Here is a 19811-nt window from a genome sequence, read left to right as displayed (position 1 = left end):
ACGGCGATCGTGCCGGTGCGCGCGAGCGGGCTTGCCCACTCGCATCGACGAATGTCAACATAGATACATGTCGAATCTCAGTGGTGTGGAGCTGCCGGTCCTGGAACCGGAGGCGGTGGTGCCGTGCTGCCCGCCGCTGACGTCGGCGGAGCTGTCGGAGGCGGACGCGGTGAAAATGGCCGCGATGTTCAAGGCCCTGGGTGATCCGGTGCGGCTGCGCCTGTTCTCCAAGATCGCCTCCCACCCGGACGGCGAGGCATGCGTGTGCGACATCCAGGACGTGGGCGTCTCCCAGCCGACGGTGTCCCACCACCTGAAGAAGCTCAAGGACGCCGGACTGCTGGCTTCCGAGAGGCGCGGGACGTGGGTGTACTACCGCATCGAGCCGTCCGTGCTCGTGGCCATGTCCGCCATGCTCGACCGCGGCCCCGCCGTCAGCTGAGCCGGGCCGCGATCTCCTTCGCCATGTCCCGGGCGGGGCGGCCGACGCCGATGAGCGTGGCCGACGCGGGGCCGGTCCAGTCGCCGTAGCCGAGCAGATGCAGTCGTGGCTCGCCGAGCGCCCGCGTACCGGCGGTGGGGATGTGGCCGTGCCGGTCGCGCAGTCCGAGCGGGGCGAGATGGGAGAGGGCGGGGCGGAAACCGGTGCACCAGATGATGACGTCCGCGTCCGCGCCGGTGCCGTCGGCCCAGACGGGGCCGTGCGCGGACAGGCGGGTGAACATCGGCTGGGCCTTGAGCAGCCCCTGGTCACGGGCGGCCCGTACGGGTGGGACGGCGACGATGTCGCCCAGGCCGGCGACGCCGCCGGTGTCCGGGAGGCCGGCGTCGAGAGCCTGGCGGCGGGCGGTGGCGGCGTCGAACAGGGCCCGGCCGTCGATCCCGTCGGGCAGGAAGCGGGGCTCCCGCCGGGTCACCCACGTCAGGTCGGCGTGGCCGGCGAGGTCGGCGGCGATCTGCGCGCCGGAGTTGCCGCCGCCCACCACGACCACCCGCTGACCCGCGAATTCCGCCGGGCCGCGGTAGTCGGCGGTGTGGAGCCGGCGGCCCCGGAAGGCGTCGCTGCCGGGGACGGCGGGCAGGAACGGCCGCCACCACGTGCCGGTCGCACTCACCACCACCCGCGCCGACCGGACGCCGGAGTCCGTCTCGACGCGCAGGCGCTCGCCGTCGCGGCGGACGGCCCGGACGCGTACGGGCCGCTCGACGGGCAGCTCGTACCGTCGCTCGTACGCGGAGAGGTACTCCGTCACGTGGGCGGCATCAGGAGAGGGCCGGCCGGCCTGCGGGGGCATGAGGCGGCCGGGCAGCGACGAGTACGCGGCGGGGGAGAACAGGCGCAGCGAGTCCCAGGCGTGCCGCCAGGCGCCGCCCGGCCCGGTCTGTGCGTCGAGGAGCACGAAGTCGATGCCCAGGCGGCGCAGGTGGTAGCCGGCGGCGAGCCCCGCCTGGCCGCCGCCGATCACCACCACATCCACCGGCCGGTTCACAGGGCCACCGCCCGTTCGCCTACGGGCGAGCAGGGAGGCACCACAGCGGTGCCGGGGCAGTTCATCCGGTGGCCTCGGCGAGCTCGGCGGGCCGGGTGAACTTCCGCCGCCAGGCGAGGGAGACGTAGACCAGGCCGACCAGCACAGGCACCTCGATCAGCGGACCGACGACGCCGGAGAGCGCTTGGCCGCTGGTGACGCCGAAGGTGGCGATGGCGACCGCGATGGCCAGCTCGAAGTTGTTGCCCGCCGCTGTGAACGCCAGCGTCGCGGTGCGGTCGTAGGCCAGGCCGATGGCCTTGCCGAGAGCGAACGTGCCGAACCACATGATCGCGAAGTACGCGAGCAGCGGCAGCGCGATCCGGGCGACGTCGCCGGGCCGGGAGGTGATGGTCTTCCCCTGGAGGGCGAAGAGGATGACGATCGTGAACAGCAGGCCGTACAGGGCCCACGGACCGATCTTCGGCAGGAACGTCGACTCGTAGCCCTGCCGGCCCATCTTCTTCTCGCCGAGGCGGCGGGTGAGGAAGCCGGCCAGCAGTGGGACGCCCAGGAAGATGACGACGTTGAGCGCGATCTTCCACAGGGAGATGTCGAGGTGTTCGCCGTCGCCGAGGCCGAGCCAGTCGGGGAGCAGGTCGAGGTAGAGCCAGCCCAGCAGGCCGAAGGCGATGACCTGGAAGACGGAGTTGAGGGCCACCAGGACGGCGGCCGCCTCACGGTCGCCGCAGGCCAGGTCGTTCCAGATGATGACCATCGCGATGCAGCGCGCGAGGCCGACGATGATCAGGCCGGTGCGGTACTCGGGCAGGTCCGGCAGGAAGGTCCAGGCCAGCGCGAACATCACGGCGGGGCCCAGGATCCAGTTGATGACCAGCGACGAGATCATCAGCTTCCGGTCGCCGGTCACCGCGTCGAGCTTGTCGTAGCGGACCTTCGCCAGCACCGGATACATCATGATCAGCAGGCCGACGGCGATCGGCAGGGAGATCCCGCCGATCTCCACTTTCGCCAGCGCGTCGTCCAGCCCGGGGACCAGACGGCCCAGGCCCAGGCCGAGCCCCATGGCGATGAGGATCCAGACCGCGAGGAAACGATCCAGCGTGGAGAGCTTCGCGACGACCGATGTCCCTTCCGCGGTCGCGGTCGCGCGGGTGGTCCCGGTCGCGGGGGCTTGGGCGCGGGTCACGGGCAGGACCTCTTCCTGTCGGCGTCGGCGGTCGCGCGGGCGGTGGCGGCCAGCTGCGTGAAGGTGCCCGCGAGGGCCTCGATGACGTCGGGGCGCAGCTTGTAGTAGACGAAGCGACCGCACGGCTCGGTCTCGACGACGCCGGCCTCGCGCAGCACCTTCAGGTGGTTGGAGAGGTTGGTCTGCTTGGCGCCGGTCTCCTCGACCAGGTGCGTGGTGCAGAGCGTCTCGTGGGCGAGCAAGGTCACGATCCTCAGCCTGAGCGGGTCGGCGAGCACCCGGATCAGATCAGTGTCGACTGACGTCATCATGGACTGATACTCTCACATCAGTGGTGACTGACACCAGTGGATGCTGATACCACGCTTCGCCTCCACTCCGCGAGACAAGTTCGCCTCCCCTCCGCGAGACAAGAGAGACCCCGATGCCCGAGAAGCCCTCCGTTCTCTTCGTCTGCGTCCACAACGCCGGCCGCTCCCAGATGGCCGCCGCGTGGCTGACCCACCTGGCCGGCGACCGCGTCGAGGTCCGCTCCGCCGGCTCCGCCCCGGCCGACAGCGTCAACCCGGCCGTCGTCGAGGCCATGCGCGAGGTCGGCATCGACATCGCCTCCCAGACCCCGAAGGTCCTGACCGTCGACGCCGTCCAGGCGTCCGACGTGTGCGTCACCATGGGCTGCGGCGACGTCTGCCCGGTCTTCCCCGGCAAGAAGTACCTGGACTGGAAGCTCGAGGACCCCGCCGGTCAGGGCGTCGAGGCCGTCCGCCCCATCCGTGACCGGATCAAGGTCCTGATCGAGGACCTGATCGCCGAAATCGCCCCGCGCAAGACCTCCTGACCGGCGAGACCCGCGAGGTCATCATCACGGACGGCCGAACCCGGCCGCGCTCGCCGACGGCGGGACGGCCGTCGAAGATGAGAAGAAGACCGTAGCGGCCCAGCGGCCCAGCGGTACGCCGGGTACGGACCTCCCGCGCCCGGCACCGCCACCGGCGCATGCCCGGTGCCCGCGAAGGGAGGCAGGTGGTGGAGACCTCACTGGTCATTGTGATCATCATCGTGGGGCTGATCTTCGACGTCACCAACGGCTTCCACGACGCGGCGAACGCGATCGCCACCTCCATCTCCACCCGCGCCCTCACCCCACGGGCCGCGCTGGTCATGGCCGCGGTCACCAACTTCTTCGGCGCCTTCCTGGGCACCGGGGTCGCGAAGACCGTGGGCGGCGGCATCATCGCCGCCCCCGACGGTTCCCCGGGGCTGCTGCTCGTGCTGGCGGCCCTCATCGGCGCGATCACCTGGAACCTCATCACCTGGCGGCTCGGTCTGCCCACCTCCTCCTCCCACGCCCTCATCGGTGGCCTGGTCGGCGCCGCACTGGCAGCCGCGGGCACCGTTCACTGGAACGGCGTACTGGAGAAGGTCATTCTGCCGATGCTGATCTCCCCGCTCGTCGGCCTCGCGCTCGGTTACGGCGTGCACACCGCGATCCTGTGGAGCTTCCGCCGCTCCAACCCCCGCCACACCACCCGTGGCTTCCGCTTCGCCCAGACCCTGTCCGCCGCCGCCATGGGACTCGGTCACGGCCTCCAGGACGCGCAGAAGACCATGGGCGTCATCGTGCTGGCCCTGGTCACCGCCGGCTGGCAGGACTCCCTCTCCGTCCCGCTGTGGGTGATCGCCGCCGTGGCCGCCGCGATGGCCCTGGGTACGTACGGCGGCGGGCGGCGCATCATCACCACCCTCGGCCGGCGCATCGTCCACCTCGACCCGCCCCGCGGCTTCGCCGCCGAAGCGTCCGCCGCCTCGGTCCTGTACGTGACCGCCTTCCTCTTCAAGGCCCCGATCTCCACCACCCAGACCATCACCTCGGCGGTGATGGGAGCCGGAGCCACCCGCCGGCTCTCCGCCGTACGCTGGGGTGTCGCCAGAACGATCGTCTCCGCCTGGGTGCTCACCCTCCCCGGAGCCGCACTGGTCGCCGCGGCGGCCTGGCTGCTGCTCCACTTCTCCACCGGAATCTGATCGACCCCGGAGGCCACCATGCCCTCCATCCGATTCCCCGGCTCCGCCCCGGCCCCCGACGGCCTGCCGGCCCCACGACGCTTCGCCCACCTGTATCCCGAGGACGGGGCATGCCTGATGGAAGCCGCCTCGGTACTGGCCGGCGGGCGTTTCACGGACAGCCCGTCCGGCACACACCCGGTCCTGGCGGCCCTCGCCCGCGTCGTCAACGACAGCGTCGGCGACCACGCCCGACAGGAGCTGTGGCCGCTCGCGGCCGACCTCGCCCACGCCTGCCCACCCGGTCGCGACTACGCCCCCCGCCTGATCAACAGCGCCCTGGAAGCCGCACTGCAGGTACGGCCCGGCTCACGAGTCCTGCGCGTGCGGTGCGCGGCGTGCCGGCACCGCGCCGGCCGTCTCGCCCACGCCGATGCCCATGCCCGTACGCCGGCCTGGCTCGCGAACCTCTCCGACACACTGTGGTGGCGCGGACCGGGACGTCACCACCTCGAACACGCTCTGCGCGTCCTGTGGCGTGCCCCGGACGCGGAGGAGCGCCTGCCCCGTCTGCTGTCGAATGCCGTGGCGGACGCGCTGGCCGAGCCCCACGAGCCTGGGCGCGCCCCGGCGAGCGCCCAGGGCGCTACGGAGCCGTCGCCGGTCCGTCCCGTCGTGGGCAACCGGACCGGGCGATGATCAGATCCACGATCTCTTCGACGGGTGAGCTGCTCACGCCCGGCGTGGAGCCGGCACAGCGTGACGGTCGCGGCGGGCACAAGCCACTGGTGTCGACGCCGCACATGTCGGGGTGCATCGACAGCGGCCATGGTCACGATTCCGGCCGCGGCCTTGTCCAACTCGCCAGGCGAGGCACCGAGTAGGCTCCGTTCCCCTCGCCGACCGCTGGATCTCTATGCTGACGGCATGATCGAAATCCCTCTTTCAGCGTTGGAAGTCGCGATGGTCCAGGCGGGCGCACGCGCCGTGGACACCCTGCGCGACACCGCGGCCTTCGCGCAGGGGCTGGAACGGCTGGGCTACCACCGGATCTGGTACGCCGAGCATCACCACTCGCCTGCGATCGGCGCGTTCCCACCCGTCGTATTGACCGCGCACTCCGCCGCTTCCACCTCATCCATCCGTCTCGGTTCGGGCGGAGTACTGGCCCCCAACCACGCCCCCATCACGCTGGCGGAGCAGTTCGGAACGCTGGCCGCCCTGCATCCGGATCGCATCGACCTGGGGATCGGCCGTGGCCCGGGAACCTTCGACGAGGCCACCGCACGGGCACTTCGCCGCGGAGCCGGACCGGCGACGGATGCGGAGTACCGGGACGACATAGTCGCGATCCTGTCCTTCCTGGTCGACGAAGTCGCACTCGGCCCCCTGCCGGAGCCATGGCTGCTGGCCTCCAGCACCGCGGGTGCCGCTCTGGCCGCGGAACTGGGCCTGCCGATCGCCGTCGCACACCACATCCGGCCCGACAACACCCTTGCGGTCGCGGAGCGCTACCGGGCGGCGTTCACCCCCTCGCGCTGGTGCGAGCAACCCCGGGTGCTGTTGTGCGTGGAGGCGGTGTGCGCCGAGACGGAGGAAGAGGCCGCGTGGCAACGGGGACCGATGGAAGTCGTCAAAGCCGGGCTCCTCAAAGGCCGGAGCGAGATCCCCTTCCCCACGCCGGCGGACGCGGCCGCCCACCCCTTCACGCCGGAAGAACGCCAGGCCCTGGACGGCTTCCGTGCCCAGCAGGCCGTCGGGACACCCAAGACCGTCGTGCACCGGCTCACGGAACTGGCCGGTGAGACCGGAGCGGACGAACTCATGCTGACCACACCCGTCTACGACCTCAAGGACCGCATTCGCTCCTACGAGCTCATCAAGCGGTACATCGGGGCGACGACGACAGCGTAGGGCGCGGTGAGGAGAGCCGGACCCTGGGCAGAGCCGTTGCCGGATCATGGCGACGAGGTCGATAGGTTGGGCGAATGTCTACGCCGCCTCTGATCCTCTTGCTGTCCGGAAGCCTGCGGACCGGTTCGTCCAACGAGTCCGTGCTGCGCACGGCGCAGGCCGTGGCCCCGCCGCAGCTGCGCACCGCCTTCTACGACGGCTTGGCGGGGCTTCCGCACTTCAACCCCGACGATGACACCGATCCGCTGCCGACTCCGGTGGCCGAGTTGCGCGGAGCGATCAATGAGGCTGCTGCGGTGTTGATCTGCACCCCGGAGTACGCGGGCACTCTGCCGGGTTCGTTCAAGAACCTGTTGGACTGGACGGTCGGCGGCGTCGAAATCTGCGACAAGCCCGTGGCCTGGGTCAACGCAGCCGCCCCGGGCCGTGGCCAGGGCGCGGAGGCCACGCTTCGGACCGTACTCGGCTACACCGGCGCCGACATCGTGGAGCCGGCCTGCGCGAGGATTCCGGTGACCCCTCAGATGGTCGGCGCGGACGGAGTCATCACCGATGCCGGGGTACGCGAGCAGATCGGCAAGGTTCTCGGCCTGCTGGCGGGATTTCACGGACGGGGCGCGGAGCTCGATCAGGCGTAGAGCCTGTCAGGTGGGTCGTGTCCGGAGCCAGAGCAGGACGGCGGCGGCGTCGACACAGGTGGCCCTCGGCGACCGCGTGCGGTACACGCCGCCCGACCCACTCGACACCCCCTCGCTCGCGGCCTGCGCCGCGGCCCTCCCGGGCCGGGTGGCCGCGGTCGAGGCCTTGTGGGACGGCGACACCGTCCACGACTGGTTCGTGCTGCTGGTCGCGATCCTGGACGACCCGGTCGTCACAGTGGGCAGGTCAGGTCCGGCTCAGCGAACCAGCAGTGAGGCGTGGGAGACGAACGCCTCGATCGCTCGCCTCGCCTCGGCATCCCGTGCGTCCCGGTTCGCCTGGTCCTGTGCGTTCGACACCTCCCACGTGCACCGATAGGCCCGCTCAGCCGCGAGGATCACCTCCCCCTCATCGGTTAGCAGTTTGACCCGGTAGAGCGCTTGCCGAGCCGCCGTCCGAAGACGGTGTGCCTCATCCCGCGCCGCGATGAACGCCTCCCCGTCCGGGTCCTCCTGCTTGCGGTACCAGCGCTCCGCCTGGCCATGGCGGTAGTCCTCCGCCGCTGCGGCGAACGCGCTGTACGTGGCTATGCGCTCCTGCCGCAGCGCCTCGGACCGCGTGAACAGCTCACTGCGCCGGGACGCGAAGCGCTGGAAGGTGTGTGTGATCACCGAGCCCAGCAACGTACCCACAACCGCTACAACACTCGTCCAGATGGCCTCCACGCCACCAGTCGATCACACAGCAGACGGATGCATCAGTGGGGGAGGGGCCCGGAAGAGAGCCCCGCACAACCCGTGGCCAGGATTTTGCACCCAGTGATCACAAATGGGATGATCTCGCCCGTGACACTCTTTTTCACCATCCTGACGGCCACACTCCTCGCGTGGCTCGGCTCTACTTTCGTGGGGCCCGCCCGCCTCGCGGCCTGGGCCCGCGACCGCTTCGTCCCGGCCGACTACGGGCTGGTCCCTCGCGAACAGCTGGACCCGCGCCGAGCCGGCCCGGCGATGCCTGTCTACCGGCTCAAGGAGATGCAGGCCATCGCGGACGCGGCCTGGGAGGGCGACTGGAGGGCGGCCGCCGCGTACGTGGAGGCCGCAGGTCAGGACTGGGACGAACGGTGGTCCCGGCTGGAATTCCTGCAGCAACTCGCCGAGGACGGCGACGCTTGGCTGGACGACTGGCGCCGGGCGCAGCCGGAGAGCTGCGCCGCCGCCACCCTCCACGCCCAGATGCTGCTCCACCGCGCCTGGGAGATCCGGGGCACCGAGTACGCCCACAAGGTCCCAGCCGAGCGGATGAGGCGCTTCCGCGAACTGCTGCCCGCTTCCATGAGGGCCGCACAGGAAGCCGCCCAGCTCGCGCCGCACGACCCCGGCCCGTGGGTCGTCATGGTCACCGCCGCCCGTGGGCTCCAGTACTCGCCCGAACACTTCCGCCCCCTGTGGGAGGGACTTGTCGCACGGGCTCCCCACCACTACGCGGGCCACTGGCAGGCCCTGCAGTACTGGTGCGCCAAGTGGTACGGCTCCAACAAGTTGATGCTGGAGTTCGCTGAGCGAGCCGTGCGGTACGCCCCCGCCGGCAGCCCACTGGCAGGCATCTACCTGCACGCGCTGAACGAGCTCACGGAGCGCTCCGGCGTCTCCGCCCCCCGCATGTCGCGCAGGACGAAGGCCCTGCTGGAGGACGTCGCCCGCTCACTGCACCAGGTCCCCGATGACGACGAGCGGTTGCCCCGGTTGCGGCATTTCCTGGCGTACTACCTGGGCAAGGCCGGCCGCTACGACGCGGCGCTGGAACAGTTCCGGCTAATCGGCCCGTGGTGCGGCGCGGAGCCGTGGACGAAGAAGGGCGACCCGGTCGGCGCGTTCGACCTCGCCCGGGGCATCGCCGCGAAGAAGGCCAAAGCGGGTTGACCCCAAGACCTCGTGACGGGCCGCCGGAGACTCCGGCGGCCCGTCACGAAGTCCGGCACCCGCCGGTGTTACTGTCGCGCCATGTCCAAGGCCGAGATTGACGCAGTGACCGCCGAGTTCTTCGGCGCCTTTGACAACCGGGGTGACAAGACTGCCGACGTGGCCCGAATACGTCGGCTGATGCTTCCGGGAGGTGTGATTGTCAAGGCCGGCTCGGAGCTCACGGTCTACACCGTGGACGAGTTCATCGAGCCTCGCCAGCGGCTGTTGACCGACGGCCGGCTGGTCGAGTTCTCCGAGTGGGAGACCTCCGAACGAACCGAGATGGCCGGCGACATCGCGTCGCGGTTCGGCGAGTACCACAAGTCCGGAGTCCTGGACGGCGAGCCGTTCGAGGGAAGCGGGACCAAGACCATCCAGTTCGTCCGCACTTCGGAAGGCTGGCGGATCGCAGCCTTCGCCTGGTACGACGAGCTGTGACTGTTCATCGCCCAATACCGTAGGTTCGACGAGCAGTACCGGCGAAGAGGGATTCGCGCTCGGCGCTCGAGTAGGGCGCAGCGATCAATTTGAACGAGTTCCACAGGGTGACGTAGTCACACAGTCTTCTGTCCACCGGGAAGTTGCTTTCGAACATGCATCGTTCGGGGCCCAGGGTGTCGATGCAGTACCGGATGTGCGGGCCCCAGTAGTCAGCGATCCTGGCGGATGTCATCGGGGTTGACTCGATGAATTCGATGGGGGTGAACGCGGGCATGCCGATCGCGCCGAGCTTCATCACCACATTGGGAACGCACGCCAACGCCGTGATGCCGGCGCGCCATTCTTCGAGCACTTCCTTCCTCCGCTGGGAGTACGGCCCGGTCGCCGCGGGGCCGCCGAGGTGGTTCAGAACCACCAGGAGGTTCGGGCGCGATCGTGCGAAGTCGCACAGATCCAGGAGTTGGTGAAAGTACGTCCACGTCTCATAAATGAGCCCGCGGCGCGCCAGTTCGGATGCCCCTCTCCTGAAGGCACCATCGAGAAGAAGCCCCGAAGGTGGCCTGTGGCGAGAAGCGAACACACCCGGGTTCGCATCCCAGGCCACGGTGTGGCGGACCCCTTTGAACGTGCCGTTCCCTGCTTCGATATGCGCATCCAGGGCTTCGGCAAGTAGAGACGGTTCCCACGTCAGGTCTGCGTGGCCGACGATACCGCTGAGCAATCCATCGGAGACGGACTGGCTCGCAACCCAGTCGGTCTCTCCCACGGGCCGTAGATGTCGCGGCCCCTCGGTGTAGTAGGTACGGGAGCACTCCACGAAAATGGTGGCAACGACGTTGTGCCCGGACCGGGTATCGGCATGTAGGTCTTGCACCGAGTAGCCCTCTTCGGGGACGGACTGTTGTCCCGGTCCCGCGATCGAGACGCTCGTCGGGCTGTCCGGCCAAAGGTGATGATGCGGGTCCACAATCGGTAGATCCGGATCCCGGATCATGCCTCGGGCATCCAGAACCGTTGGTACGTGGAGGGGATCGCCAGTGCCGGAGTTTCGTCGTGGTGTACGTACAGGGAATCCCGCATGAAATTGACATCGCCTCTCGAGTCGATCCAGTACACAGGGATGCCGGCTTCCTCCATGATTCGTCGTGACAGCACAGCGAGCGGCGAGTAGTATATTTCCTCCTCGAAGACGCACTTGTCGCCAGGAAACGGCACATAGAAAGCCACCGCATCATACGCGGGCGCGATATCGTCAGGCTCAAGCACTGGGTCCGATACGGTCCGTTGCTGACCGGCGCCCGAAATGGCTTCCGCTAGTGCCGAGTTGGCGGATACAGCAACACGCGCTTGCGGATTGTCCTGCGCGATATGGAATAACAGCTCACACTTACTTACCGGTAGCTCGCCCGGCACAACCAAGAGCCGCGTCCGTGGCAACTTTCGAATGTTCCACACATAGGGAACGAGAGTCTGCCCCACGAGCGCGTTCGTCTTGTCGGTGAACAGCCGATCCCCGATGACGATCGCATCGAGGTCGGAATTCACGTAGAGTCGAAGTGCCTGCTCGCACGTCTGGACCAGCGGTTCGCCTCGACCATTCAGCGATGTGTTCAACAGGACTCCGAGTCCAGTCCGAATCTTGAACTCCTGTAGCAATCGATAGAAGAGGGGATTACTCTCCTCCGTTACCGTTTGAACCCGTGCCGTGCCATCGACGTGACCGATCGAGCTGAGAGGCCGGCGCCACTCCTCCCTGATGCGGGCGACCGCAGTCATGTACGGCAGATCGCCGTCGATCTCGAAGTAGGTGCTCACGTCGTCTCGAAGGACCGACGGCGCGAAGGGCCGCCACCACTCCCGGCGCTTGACGCCATTGACCTTGTCTTTGATGCCGGGTGCGATCGGGTTCGCCAGAATCGAGCGATTCCCAAGCGCTCTCGGTCCAATTTCAGACCTGCCTTGTACCCACCCGACGACATGGCCGGCGGCCAGCGTTTCAGCCGCATCCGCGGCAATGTCATCCGATTGCCTACCGTGTACCTGGTAGGTCTTGCTTGCCGCGTCCAGGTTTTCCAGATCGATGCTCTGCCCCCAGTACGCATGCGTCATGTGCCACCGGCGGGGCTGATCGGGTGCACCGATATTGTGATATGCGTAGAGCGCTCCGCCGAGCGCGGTCCCCGCGTCGCTTGCCTGTGGATAAGCGACGACATCGTCGAATCCACTTTCAGCCGAAAGGATTCCATTGGTAACCGAGTTGAGGCCGACGCCGCCCGCGAGCAGGAGAGTCTTCGAGCCGGTTTCTCGTTTCAAAAATCTCGCCTGCTTCAGCATGATCTCTTCGCATATCGCCTGTACGGCCGCCGCAACGTCCCGGTGCGTCTGAGATATTTCCTCGCCATCCTGCCGGAGTGGCTGCCCGACCAGTTGCGGCAGGACGACGCGCCCGATTTCCGTCGAGGCGTACCGACACGTTCCAGGGCGAAGGGCCGGGAGGTAGCGAAACTGGCCCTCGTCGTCAATGTCAATGAACGTGTCCAATTGCCGCCTGAAACGCTGAGGGTCACCGTAGGCCGCAAGTGCCATCGTTTTCCCTTCCTCGCCGTACCCCCACCCAAGCCAGATGGTGACACCTTGATAGAGGTGCCCGAGCGAGTGCGGGTGCGGAGTAGTCCTGAGGATGGAGATGCGGCCGTTTCGACCGTGCGCGAGCATCGCGGTCTCTGCCTCGCCGCTACCGTCGACACTGAGGATGGCCGCGTCATTACTCGGTCCCGAGTAATAGACGCCGGACACATGACACAGATGGTGGCGTATGTTGACGATCCGGTCAGCCGGAAAGCCTCCCGCGCGCAGAAGCAAGTACCATGACGGAAGATGCCAGTCGAGAAAGCGATGTATATTGCCAATTTTGTCGGGAGTGATGTACGCCGACATCTGCGACTTGCGTTTCTCTAACTCGCCGGGGTGCATGCAATTGGTTACCAGGTCTACATCGGCAGGCGATATCGAGTACTCCGCGAGCCCCTCGAACAATACCGAGAGGTCTGTGGACGTCGCGCGTTTGACCCGATTGAAGCGCTCTACCTCATAGACAAAGAGGGGCTCTCCGTCCCGGATGAGGGCGAAGCACGCGTCATGTTGACCGGGCTTGGTTCCCAGAACAATCACTTGGCACCTACCTCGTTGCTGGAGCGGCAACTGGCTGAATGGGTGGAAAGCAGCTTCGGTCGGGATGCGCGTGGGTGCCTCGGCTGTCAAGCCGGCTGATCGACAGAGGTAAAGGGCTGCGGAATGTCGCCCGCGGTGGTCGTGCGATGCATGACCCGGGCCAGCGCGGCAGTGAAATCCGATCGATGGAGAGCTCTGGCATTGTCCCAGACCACCACGTCACCGGCGGCCCACTGATGGCGGTACACGAACCGGTCCTGGGTGGCGTGAGCGATCAGGTCCGACACCGTCAGTTCCAGTGGCACTCCGTCGCCGGACTCAACTCGAGCCAGGCAGAGGTCGTTGATGAAGAGAACCGGGGCTCCGGTATCGGGGTGCGCTCTGATGACCGGGTGACGGACCGGTGTGTATGTTGAAGTGCCTGCCAGCGCTGCGGGGTTGTTGTGAGCGTCGGCCCGCTTTGCCGCAATGCGATCGTAGGTGTGCAGGCCCATCGCGCCGGCGAGCGCATCTCGCCACTGCGGGGGCATGTTCTCGTATGCGGTCTGCAAGTCGGCGTACAAGGTGTCGCCGCCTGACGGCGGCAGCGTAACCGCCCTCAGCATTGTGTACCTTATGGGCCGGGGTAAGAACGAGCCATCAGTGTGCCAGACATTGTTTCCGACCACCGGCGTGTCGCCGGAGTTGTCCACGACGAAAAGTTCGGGGTTGTCGGGGTGTCTGTTGTACGTGTCCGGGTCCAGCTGTGGTTCACCAAGGCCGCGCGTTAATTCGACCTGCTGAGCGGGGGTCAGCACCATCCCCCGCAGAACAACCACGGCGAACGTCCGCAACAACGTCAGCAGCGCATCGGGATCGTATCGTCTGTCATCATCAGCCGAAAGTTCCGCCACAAAGACCGGGGCATCCGATAGGAGCCTCATTCGACGTCCTCTCTCGATCAAACGCCGGTCAGCGGATTTCGTCCGGCACGTACGGGGCGGCCGGGCGAGGCGGGGGGCTTGCTGTGGTGGTGCGGTGCAGCACGCGCGGCAGCTTCCACAGCCGCATGTCCGCCCGGTGCATCACCCTGGCGTTGTCCCAGATCACGACGTCCCCTACATGCCAGCGATGACGGTAGACGAACCTGTCCTCGGTGGCATGCGCGTGGAGCTTGTCCAGCGGAATTCGGATGGAGGTTCCGTGCTCGGATTCGATGCGGGTAAGGCACAAGTCACTCAGATACAGGGCGGGAGTGCCGGTTTCCGGATGGGCGCGCACCGCAGGATGGCGTACCGGGGGGTACACCTTCTCGTAATCCTCCTCGATGGGCTTGCGATGGATCTCGGAGCGCAGGCGGGCGATCTTGTCGTAGGAGTGCACGCCAACCGCGCCGGAGAGCGCTGCCTTCCAGGAGGTCGGGGACTGTGCGTAAGCCTCCACCATGTCGGCGAACAGGGTGTCCCCGCCCTGCGGCGGAACAACCTCCGCTCGCAGCATGGTGTAGCGCGTCGGCTCGGGCAGGAAGGATCGATCCGAGTGCCAACACCTGTTGCCGACCACGGGGGTGGCGCCCGAATTGCTGACCACCAAGATGTCCCGGCTTTCGGGGTGGTGGTTGCGCATATCCGTCACAATCTCGGGTTTCCCGAGCAACCGGGTCAGCGCCACCTGCTCTGCCGGGACCAGCTCCAGACCTCTGATCACAACGACCGAGTAGGTGGTGAGCGCCCGCTTGATGGCGGATCCGTCGCGATCGGCCAGCAACGTACCTGTCCGCCCAGTAACTTCCACGACGAATTTTCCGCGGAGGGCTGCGAAGTCCAGCGACACGTTCTCTCCCTCTGCCGTCGGCCGAACCAATGTCGTACCGAGACCAGTTAACGTGGCGAACTGGTATAGCAGCGAAGCCCTTTTTGCGATCCACGTCAACGGTCGCCCTGCGGTACGGACAGTTCCTGGCCAAGGCCGGCGTCGCCGGATCATGGGAGAGCTCTTCGGCACGCCTATGGCCCCGGGCAGGGTCGCCTCCCTGGCCACCCGGGCGGCGCGGAACCCGGGCGAGTTCACCGAGCACGTGCGGGCGCGGATCGCCGCCGCGTCGGTCGTCGGGTTCGACAAGACCGGATTTATCAGGGCCGAGGGCGCACTGCAGTGGGTGCATGGCGGCCTGGCCCGGCGGCTACCCCGGCGAGCGCGAATGCGCCTGCCGCGCCGGCTCGATCAGGTCGCCGACCTGGCAATCCAAGATGTCGCACAGCGCCACCAGGAGGTTGGGGTTGAGCCGTTCCGGGACGCCGGTGAACAGCCGATGGACCTGCTCACGGGACGCCATGACGCCCCGCTCGGCCAGCAGCTGTGCCAACTCGGTGCTCGCGAACATCTCCCGCTCGGCCATCAACCTGCGCAGATGCCACCGATACCCGAGAGAGGCAGTCATCGCCGCTCGCTCGGTAAGCACATCATCGAGTCGAGCGGTGCTGCGTGCTCCGACCCACATGTCGTCGCCGATGAATCGAGAGGCCGGGTAGCGGTCCAGCGCGCAGTGATAGTACGGGTGCCGGGCATCGTGCAGCAGCACAACGGTGTCGGCTTCCATGAAGTCCGCGGCCGCCAGTAGGCAGCGGCGTCGCTTGCGCCCGTCCACGATGACGACGTCGAAACCGTGGCCAGTCGCCGCGGGATAGTTCACGTAGTGATCGAGGTCTGCCTCACGGTCCGCCGATCGCTCTGAGGGGCGCAGTGCGGTTCGGTTCCAGCAGACCGCTTCGATATGAGCGCGTCCGGCTCCGACCGGTCCGTGCAGGACCCTGCCGTCGTCTGCATATCGCAGGACGGTGTCAGGCCGATAAAGCAGTCCGGGCGCCACAAAGGTGTCGAAGAACTCGCGGTCGTATTCGAGGGCGAGCCACTGAAAGGGCAGGTCGTGTGCGGCCAGAATTTGGGGATAAGACAACGTGCTTTGACCCGAACCCCATTCGAGGACGCGCAGTTGCCGCGCTGAGCGTTCGGCCGCGTTGAGCAGGATCGTCTTGATTAAGTCTCCATCGCGCGGACTCATCCAAGCGTACGGGCTTTCTACTTCCCTGACCACCCGGTTACCTCTCTGAGGGAACGTCGCCTAATGGAAGATAGAGGGCGAGCGCTGACAATCGCTCGGGGGCTATGGGATTCACCCGGACGAGCGATCGGTGGCAACGTACGTTCGCCCATCATTTTCGCCCGTGACAGCACCCCCTCCCCGGCGGTCTGTCAGGGACCTGACATCAGTCGGTGTGAGGGTTTCGCACCAAAACCGAATTAACGGGACAACGGCGGAACCTCCACCCCCCGATTACCCATCCGCAGACATAGAACTGACCGTTTTGCCTCTCAGGGCAGCCAGCACCAGCAGGAGCCACCACCATGACGACCCCCTCCGCCGGGGCTTACGAGTCCCACGGCCGCCGCCGCGCATCCCGCGCCCGACGATGGCTCGTCGTGGTGGCATCCATTGCCGCGCTCGGGCTGATCGCCTGGCCCGTGATGAGCTACTTCGAGGTCCCGCCTTTCACCGACAAGGGTGATCCTGTCAGCTACGGCCAGGCCGATGACGCGAAAGGCGGGAAGCCCGCCGACTCCAGGACCCTGCTGCCCACGGGCCCGCAGGCGGCGTTCAAGAACGCAAACACGATGAGTGACGGTTCGAAGATCAGCGTCGTGACGCTGGACGGCAAGAAGTCCGGCTTCAAGGGCAAGGTGTGGGTCTGGGCGCCCAAGGAGTACACCGACGACCCGAAGTTCGCCAAGAGTGGCTTCCCCGTCCTCATCGCCCTGCCCGGTGGTCCCGGTCACGACGGCAACTACTGGATAGGCAAGTTCGGCAAGGACAAGCTCTCGCTCCAGGAGAGCATCTCCCAGTGGTACCGCGAGAGCGCGAGCAAGCCGTTCCTCCTGGCCATGCCGATCCTCAACCCGGGGCCGGACGACAAGGGCATCTACTGGGACGGCAGTGACATCCCCGACCAGCCGAAGATGGGCACCTGGCTGACCGAGGACGTCCCGGACCTGATGAAGGCCAACTTCCGCACCCTGAAGTCCCGTGACGGCTGGGCTTACATGGGTTCGTCCACGGGAGGCTTCGCGAGCCTGAAGTCGGTGCTGAAGCACCCGGACAAGTTCAAGGCCGCCGTCGCCAACGGGCCGGACATCGTTCCCGACTCCCCGCTGTGGCGCGGCCACGACAAGGAGAAGGCCGAGAACAACCCCGAGGTACTGGCCAAGCAGCTGACGGCAGCCAAGGGTCCGGACGTCTACATCGCCTTCCAGGCCGGTTCGAAGGAGAACCGCGCGACCTTGGCCGGCATCAAGAAGTTCATGGCCACCTACGGCAAGGGGCCGGTCCACACCCAGTACTGGGAGATCCCGGGCGGCGGCCACAACGCCGCCACGTACCTGTCGAACATGCGCGAACCCATGAAGTGGATCAGTGAGCAGATGGAAGGCCCGACGCCCTCCGCCTGATCACGCCCGCCCCGGCGCCTTCTTCCCGGCCGCGTTCCGGCCACCTGCGGCGGCCTGCTTTCCCCCCAGGTGGCCGTCGCCTGGGGGGTGTATCGCATCGTTTACCGGCTCCGCCCGGTGGATAGGCCACCGCTGGACGGCGGGCCCCACCGCCAAGGTCAGGGAGGAGTCGGGTGTGAAGTCCGGAGTCAGGAGAGCGGTGATGTCGGCGATCGCCGCAGCGGCCGTGGGAGCGTCGGTTCTGCTGCCGGCCACGGCGCAGGGGCAGGGGCAGGGGCAGGGACAGGGACAGGCCCGGGCGCAGGCGCAGATCCCGATCTGTCCGCACGTCGTCGGCCTGTGCACGTGGACGGAGCCGAACTCCGAGGGCCGAGTGAGAATGCTCCCGCGTGCGGAGCCCCAGGTGAACCCGCCCGTGCGCAGCGCCAAGAACCAGACCTCGCAGACCTGGTGCCTGTATCCGCGCCCGTCCTACGCCGGCCGGGCGGTCGTCCTGCCCTCGGGTTCATACACGCCGGGGCTCGGTCTCACGGCGTGCTCCGTGCGGCCCTGCTGACGCCGTTCCTCAGGAGCCCGCAACACCCCGGCCGTGTGGCCGGGGCTGATCGTCTTCAGAACAGACCGCATGCCATGCCGGGCTGTGCCATGCCGTGCCGCCGTCGGTGTCCGCCTGCCTGCGGCCGCCTCAGGGCGGCCGGCTGGCCCGCTCAGGCCTGCCCGGCTCGCCGCGCCGGGTGGCGCCGGGTGCGGTAACCGGCCACCTTGGCGAGGTTCCCGCAGCGGTCCATGGAACACCAGCGCCTGCGGCGGGCCTGGGAGTCGTCGAGGAAGAGCAGTGAGCAGTCGGGGCCCTCGCACTCCTTGACGCGGGCCACCAGGGGGCCGCCGGCCAGCAGCATCGCGTCGCGCGCGACGGTCGAGAGCGCGGCGCGCACAGGGTGGTCGGCGTGCCAGGACAGGCACAGCCCGCCCGGTTCGTCGTCGGCGGGGGCCAGGCGGGGGACGAGGTCCGCGTGCGCGGCCGCTTCGTTGACGGCGCCGAGGTCGGCCGCCTCCGGGCGCCGACCCCGCATCGCGGCGGTCAACAGCCCGTACATCGCCTCGCGGAGCACCCGCGCCTCGGCCAGATCGTCATCGGTGACGCGGAAACCCTCCGGCGGGCAGGGGAGCAGGCCGGCCTCGGTGATCCAGCGGGCGAGTGCGTCGGGGGAGGGGAGCCGTTCGATGCGTACGGTGTGCCGCTTGCCCAGCGTGGCGACGAAGTTCAGGCAGGGGCGGCCGCCGAGGAACGGGAAGGCGAGGGCCGGGTCCGGGACTTCGTCCGTGGTCGGAGTGGCGCGGGGCGTCTGCTGCATGCCGTCACCTTAGCCGTTGACACCGGTTGATGGGGTGTTGGATGGTGACACCAGTTGAACCAGTGTCGTGTCGGAGGGGTGGCAGTGAGATGCGCGCAGTGCGCATAGCGGAGTTCGGCGGGCCCGAGGTGCTGGTGCCGGCCGAGGTGCCGGACCCGGTGGCGGGGCCCGGCGAGGTGCTCGTACGGATCGAGGCCGCGGGGGTGAACCGGGCGGACGTCCTGACCCGCACCGGCCGGTACCACCGGGCGGGCCGGCCACCGCTGACCCCCGGGCTGGAGGCCGCCGGGACGGTGGTAGCCGTGGGCGAGGGGGTGAGCGGGCTCGAGGCCGGGCAGCGGGTCATGGCGATGGGCGCGGTGAACGAGCCCGGCTTCTACGCGGAGCTCGCCGCGGTGCCGGCCGCGCTGACGACAGTCCTGCCGGACGGCGTCGGAATGGCCGAGGCAGCGTCGCTGCCGGTGGCCTGGCTGAGCGCCTGGCTCTGCCTGCGGCGGCTCGCGCGGGTGACCGAGGGCGAGACGGTGGTCGTCCACGCGGCGGCCAGCGGGGTGGGCAGCGCGGCGGTGCAGATCGCCGCCGACGCGGGGGCGCGCGTCATCGCGCTCGCGAGCTCTGCCGCCAAGGCGGCCTGGGCGGCGGAGACACCGTCGGCGGCGCGGTCTTCGCGCAGAGCCTGCGGCAGGTGGGGTACGCCGGCCGGGTCGTGGCCCTCGCCAACGTCGCGCTGAAGCCGAGCACGGTCGACACGCTCGACTTCTATCCGAAGAACGTGACGATTCACGGCTTCCAGCTCACCAACCGGCTGGAGCGCGGCTACGCACCCGGTGATGACCTGCGGGAGATCGCCCGCCGGGTCGCCGCGGGCACCTTCCGCGTGCCGGTGGAGGCCACGTTCCCGCTCACGGAGGCGGGCCGCGCCCACGAGCGGCTGGAGCGCCGGGACAACCGCGGCAAGGTCGTCCTCACGGTCGGTCAGGGGCTGTGAGTCTTCAAGGCGTCGGGGCCCTGCCGCATTGTGCAGTGAATCACAGTGATGGGCTGTCACGGTTCGCCGTCGCGGGGTGTCTCGATGGGCGTACCAAGGAAAGGAGCCGGGTGTGGTGCCGGAGTATCGACGCGTCGGGCAGGTCATGAGGAGTCGCAATGATGAGCGGGGTGG

At 68.0% G+C, this 19811-nt stretch carries 22 protein-coding genes; 12 read left to right on the top strand and 10 right to left on the bottom strand.

Annotated elements, in window-relative coordinates; translation table 11 throughout:
• Positions 1-67 precede the first annotated feature (67 nt).
• The gene (locus ABZ956_RS15620) at positions 68-442 is read left to right on the top strand and encodes a metalloregulator ArsR/SmtB family transcription factor (protein ID WP_361892734.1); all 375 of its coding nucleotides are present in this window, start codon (positions 68-70) and stop codon (positions 440-442) included.
• On the opposite strand, the gene ABZ956_RS15615 is transcribed toward ABZ956_RS15620, so the two are convergent.
• The 3 genes from ABZ956_RS15615 to ABZ956_RS15605 form a co-directional block, all read right to left on the bottom strand.
• Positions 435-1490 carry an ArsO family NAD(P)H-dependent flavin-containing monooxygenase gene (locus tag ABZ956_RS15615; protein WP_361892731.1) on the bottom strand — a complete coding sequence of 352 codons (1056 nt, stop codon included), beginning with the start codon at positions 1488-1490 and terminating at the stop codon, positions 435-437. The two genes, ABZ956_RS15620 and ABZ956_RS15615, sit on opposite strands and share 8 nt — an antisense overlap.
• A 61-nt stretch (positions 1491-1551) precedes the next feature.
• Positions 1552-2679, bottom strand: coding sequence for an ACR3 family arsenite efflux transporter (gene arsB, locus ABZ956_RS15610; RefSeq protein WP_361892728.1), 1128 nt, complete (start codon positions 2677-2679; stop codon positions 1552-1554).
• Positions 2676-2990: a metalloregulator ArsR/SmtB family transcription factor gene (locus tag ABZ956_RS15605; RefSeq protein WP_361892726.1), complete on the bottom strand. Its 315-nt coding sequence runs from the start codon at positions 2988-2990 to the stop codon at positions 2676-2678. The genes arsB and ABZ956_RS15605 overlap by 4 nt, the downstream gene beginning before the upstream one ends.
• 113 nt (positions 2991-3103) lie before the next feature.
• Here ABZ956_RS15605 and ABZ956_RS15600 point away from each other — a divergent pair, with 113 nt between their 5' ends.
• The 5 genes from ABZ956_RS15600 to ABZ956_RS15580 all read left to right on the top strand — a co-directional run bounded on the left by ABZ956_RS15600 (position 3104) and on the right by ABZ956_RS15580 (position 7235).
• Entirely contained in the window at positions 3104-3517 is a 414-nt protein-coding gene (locus tag ABZ956_RS15600; RefSeq protein WP_361892723.1) for an arsenate reductase ArsC, read from the top strand.
• 188 nt (positions 3518-3705) lie between these two features.
• Positions 3706-4704, top strand: coding sequence for an inorganic phosphate transporter (locus ABZ956_RS15595; protein WP_361892720.1), 999 nt, complete (start codon positions 3706-3708; stop codon positions 4702-4704).
• Between the two features lie 18 nt (positions 4705-4722).
• The gene (locus ABZ956_RS15590; protein WP_361892717.1) at positions 4723-5382 is read left to right on the top strand and encodes a hypothetical protein; all 660 of its coding nucleotides are present in this window, start codon (positions 4723-4725) and stop codon (positions 5380-5382) included.
• A gap of 228 nt (positions 5383-5610) precedes the next feature.
• Entirely contained in the window at positions 5611-6597 is a 987-nt protein-coding gene (locus ABZ956_RS15585) for an LLM class flavin-dependent oxidoreductase (protein WP_361892714.1), read from the top strand.
• A gap of 74 nt (positions 6598-6671) precedes the next feature.
• A complete protein-coding gene (locus ABZ956_RS15580; RefSeq protein ID WP_361892712.1) occupies positions 6672-7235 on the top strand; it encodes an NADPH-dependent FMN reductase in 564 nt (187 codons plus the stop codon).
• A gap of 258 nt (positions 7236-7493) precedes the next feature.
• On the opposite strand, the gene ABZ956_RS15575 is transcribed toward ABZ956_RS15580, so the two are convergent.
• Entirely contained in the window at positions 7494-7961 is a 468-nt protein-coding gene (locus ABZ956_RS15575) for a hypothetical protein (RefSeq protein WP_361892709.1), read from the bottom strand.
• Between the two features lie 120 nt (positions 7962-8081).
• Here ABZ956_RS15575 and ABZ956_RS15570 point away from each other — a divergent pair, with 120 nt between their 5' ends.
• Positions 8082-9158: a hypothetical protein gene (locus ABZ956_RS15570; RefSeq protein ID WP_361892706.1), complete on the top strand. Its 1077-nt coding sequence runs from the start codon at positions 8082-8084 to the stop codon at positions 9156-9158.
• Between the two features lie 81 nt (positions 9159-9239).
• The gene (locus tag ABZ956_RS15565) at positions 9240-9638 is read left to right on the top strand and encodes a DUF4440 domain-containing protein (RefSeq protein WP_361892703.1); all 399 of its coding nucleotides are present in this window, start codon (positions 9240-9242) and stop codon (positions 9636-9638) included.
• Between the two features lie 4 nt (positions 9639-9642).
• On the opposite strand, the gene ABZ956_RS15560 is transcribed toward ABZ956_RS15565, so the two are convergent.
• From ABZ956_RS15560 to ABZ956_RS15540, 5 genes are all read right to left on the bottom strand, one after another.
• Positions 9643-10635 (bottom strand): amidohydrolase family protein, encoded by a 993-nt coding sequence (locus ABZ956_RS15560; RefSeq protein WP_361892700.1) that lies wholly within the window; start codon positions 10633-10635, stop codon positions 9643-9645.
• Positions 10632-12812: a carbamoyltransferase C-terminal domain-containing protein gene (locus tag ABZ956_RS15555; protein ID WP_361892697.1), complete on the bottom strand. Its 2181-nt coding sequence runs from the start codon at positions 12810-12812 to the stop codon at positions 10632-10634. The genes ABZ956_RS15560 and ABZ956_RS15555 overlap by 4 nt, the downstream gene beginning before the upstream one ends.
• An 86-nt stretch (positions 12813-12898) precedes the next feature.
• Complete coding sequence (locus tag ABZ956_RS15550; protein WP_361892694.1) at positions 12899-13735, bottom strand: TauD/TfdA family dioxygenase; 837 nt, start codon at positions 13733-13735, stop codon at positions 12899-12901.
• 28 nt (positions 13736-13763) lie between these two features.
• Positions 13764-14624 (bottom strand): TauD/TfdA family dioxygenase, encoded by an 861-nt coding sequence (locus ABZ956_RS15545; RefSeq protein WP_361892691.1) that lies wholly within the window; start codon positions 14622-14624, stop codon positions 13764-13766.
• 349 nt (positions 14625-14973) lie between these two features.
• Positions 14974-15852, bottom strand: a complete 879-nt coding sequence (locus tag ABZ956_RS15540; RefSeq protein ID WP_361892688.1) for a helix-turn-helix transcriptional regulator — start codon at positions 15850-15852, stop codon at positions 14974-14976.
• A gap of 419 nt (positions 15853-16271) precedes the next feature.
• Between ABZ956_RS15540 and ABZ956_RS15535 the strand changes: the two genes are divergently transcribed.
• Positions 16272-17294 carry an alpha/beta hydrolase-fold protein gene (locus tag ABZ956_RS15535; protein ID WP_361892685.1) on the top strand — a complete coding sequence of 341 codons (1023 nt, stop codon included), beginning with the start codon at positions 16272-16274 and terminating at the stop codon, positions 17292-17294.
• 175 nt (positions 17295-17469) lie between these two features.
• Complete coding sequence (locus ABZ956_RS15530) at positions 17470-17850, top strand: peptidase inhibitor family I36 protein (protein WP_361892682.1); 381 nt, start codon at positions 17470-17472, stop codon at positions 17848-17850.
• 151 nt (positions 17851-18001) lie between these two features.
• On the opposite strand, the gene ABZ956_RS15525 is transcribed toward ABZ956_RS15530, so the two are convergent.
• Positions 18002-18649 carry an ABATE domain-containing protein gene (locus tag ABZ956_RS15525; protein WP_361892679.1) on the bottom strand — a complete coding sequence of 216 codons (648 nt, stop codon included), beginning with the start codon at positions 18647-18649 and terminating at the stop codon, positions 18002-18004.
• An 89-nt stretch (positions 18650-18738) separates the two neighbouring features.
• Between ABZ956_RS15525 and ABZ956_RS15520 the strand changes: the two genes are divergently transcribed.
• Positions 18739-19380 carry a zinc-binding alcohol dehydrogenase family protein gene (locus ABZ956_RS15520; protein WP_361892676.1) on the top strand — a complete coding sequence of 214 codons (642 nt, stop codon included), beginning with the start codon at positions 18739-18741 and terminating at the stop codon, positions 19378-19380.
• The gene (locus tag ABZ956_RS15515; protein ID WP_361892673.1) at positions 19335-19637 is read left to right on the top strand and encodes a zinc-binding dehydrogenase; all 303 of its coding nucleotides are present in this window, start codon (positions 19335-19337) and stop codon (positions 19635-19637) included. Before ABZ956_RS15520 ends, ABZ956_RS15515 begins: the two co-directional genes overlap by 46 nt.
• The last annotated feature ends 174 nt before the right edge of the window (positions 19638-19811 follow it).

The organism is Streptomyces sp. NPDC046261 (genome assembly GCF_040646235.1).
Classification (GTDB): Bacteria; Actinomycetota; Actinomycetes; order Streptomycetales; family Streptomycetaceae; genus Streptomyces.
This window is presented reverse-complemented; position numbering and strand designations above follow the sequence as displayed.

What these genes read in the sequence shown, in the direction of transcription:
- ABZ956_RS15590 (WP_361892717.1), top strand. Translation starts at nt 4,723, where the DNA reads ATGCCCTCCATCCGATTCCCCGGCTCCGCCCCGGCCCCCGACGGCCTG.
- ABZ956_RS15605 (WP_361892726.1), bottom strand. Translation starts at nt 2,990, where the DNA reads ATGATGACGTCAGTCGACACTGATCTGATCCGGGTGCTCGCCGACCCG.
- ABZ956_RS15600 (WP_361892723.1), top strand. Translation starts at nt 3,104, where the DNA reads ATGCCCGAGAAGCCCTCCGTTCTCTTCGTCTGCGTCCACAACGCCGGC.
- ABZ956_RS15580 (WP_361892712.1), top strand. Translation starts at nt 6,672, where the DNA reads ATGTCTACGCCGCCTCTGATCCTCTTGCTGTCCGGAAGCCTGCGGACC.
- ABZ956_RS15525 (WP_361892679.1), bottom strand. Translation starts at nt 18,649, where the DNA reads ATGCAGCAGACGCCCCGCGCCACTCCGACCACGGACGAAGTCCCGGAC.
- ABZ956_RS15560 (WP_361892700.1), bottom strand. Translation starts at nt 10,635, where the DNA reads ATGATCCGGGATCCGGATCTACCGATTGTGGACCCGCATCATCACCTT.
- ABZ956_RS15540 (WP_361892688.1), bottom strand. Translation starts at nt 15,852, where the DNA reads ATGAGTCCGCGCGATGGAGACTTAATCAAGACGATCCTGCTCAACGCG.
- ABZ956_RS15550 (WP_361892694.1), bottom strand. Translation starts at nt 13,735, where the DNA reads ATGAGGCTCCTATCGGATGCCCCGGTCTTTGTGGCGGAACTTTCGGCT.
- ABZ956_RS15585 (WP_361892714.1), top strand. Translation starts at nt 5,611, where the DNA reads ATGATCGAAATCCCTCTTTCAGCGTTGGAAGTCGCGATGGTCCAGGCG.
- ABZ956_RS15565 (WP_361892703.1), top strand. Translation starts at nt 9,240, where the DNA reads ATGTCCAAGGCCGAGATTGACGCAGTGACCGCCGAGTTCTTCGGCGCC.
- ABZ956_RS15520 (WP_361892676.1), top strand. Translation starts at nt 18,739, where the DNA reads ATGCGCGCAGTGCGCATAGCGGAGTTCGGCGGGCCCGAGGTGCTGGTG.
- ABZ956_RS15620 (WP_361892734.1), top strand. Translation starts at nt 68, where the DNA reads ATGTCGAATCTCAGTGGTGTGGAGCTGCCGGTCCTGGAACCGGAGGCG.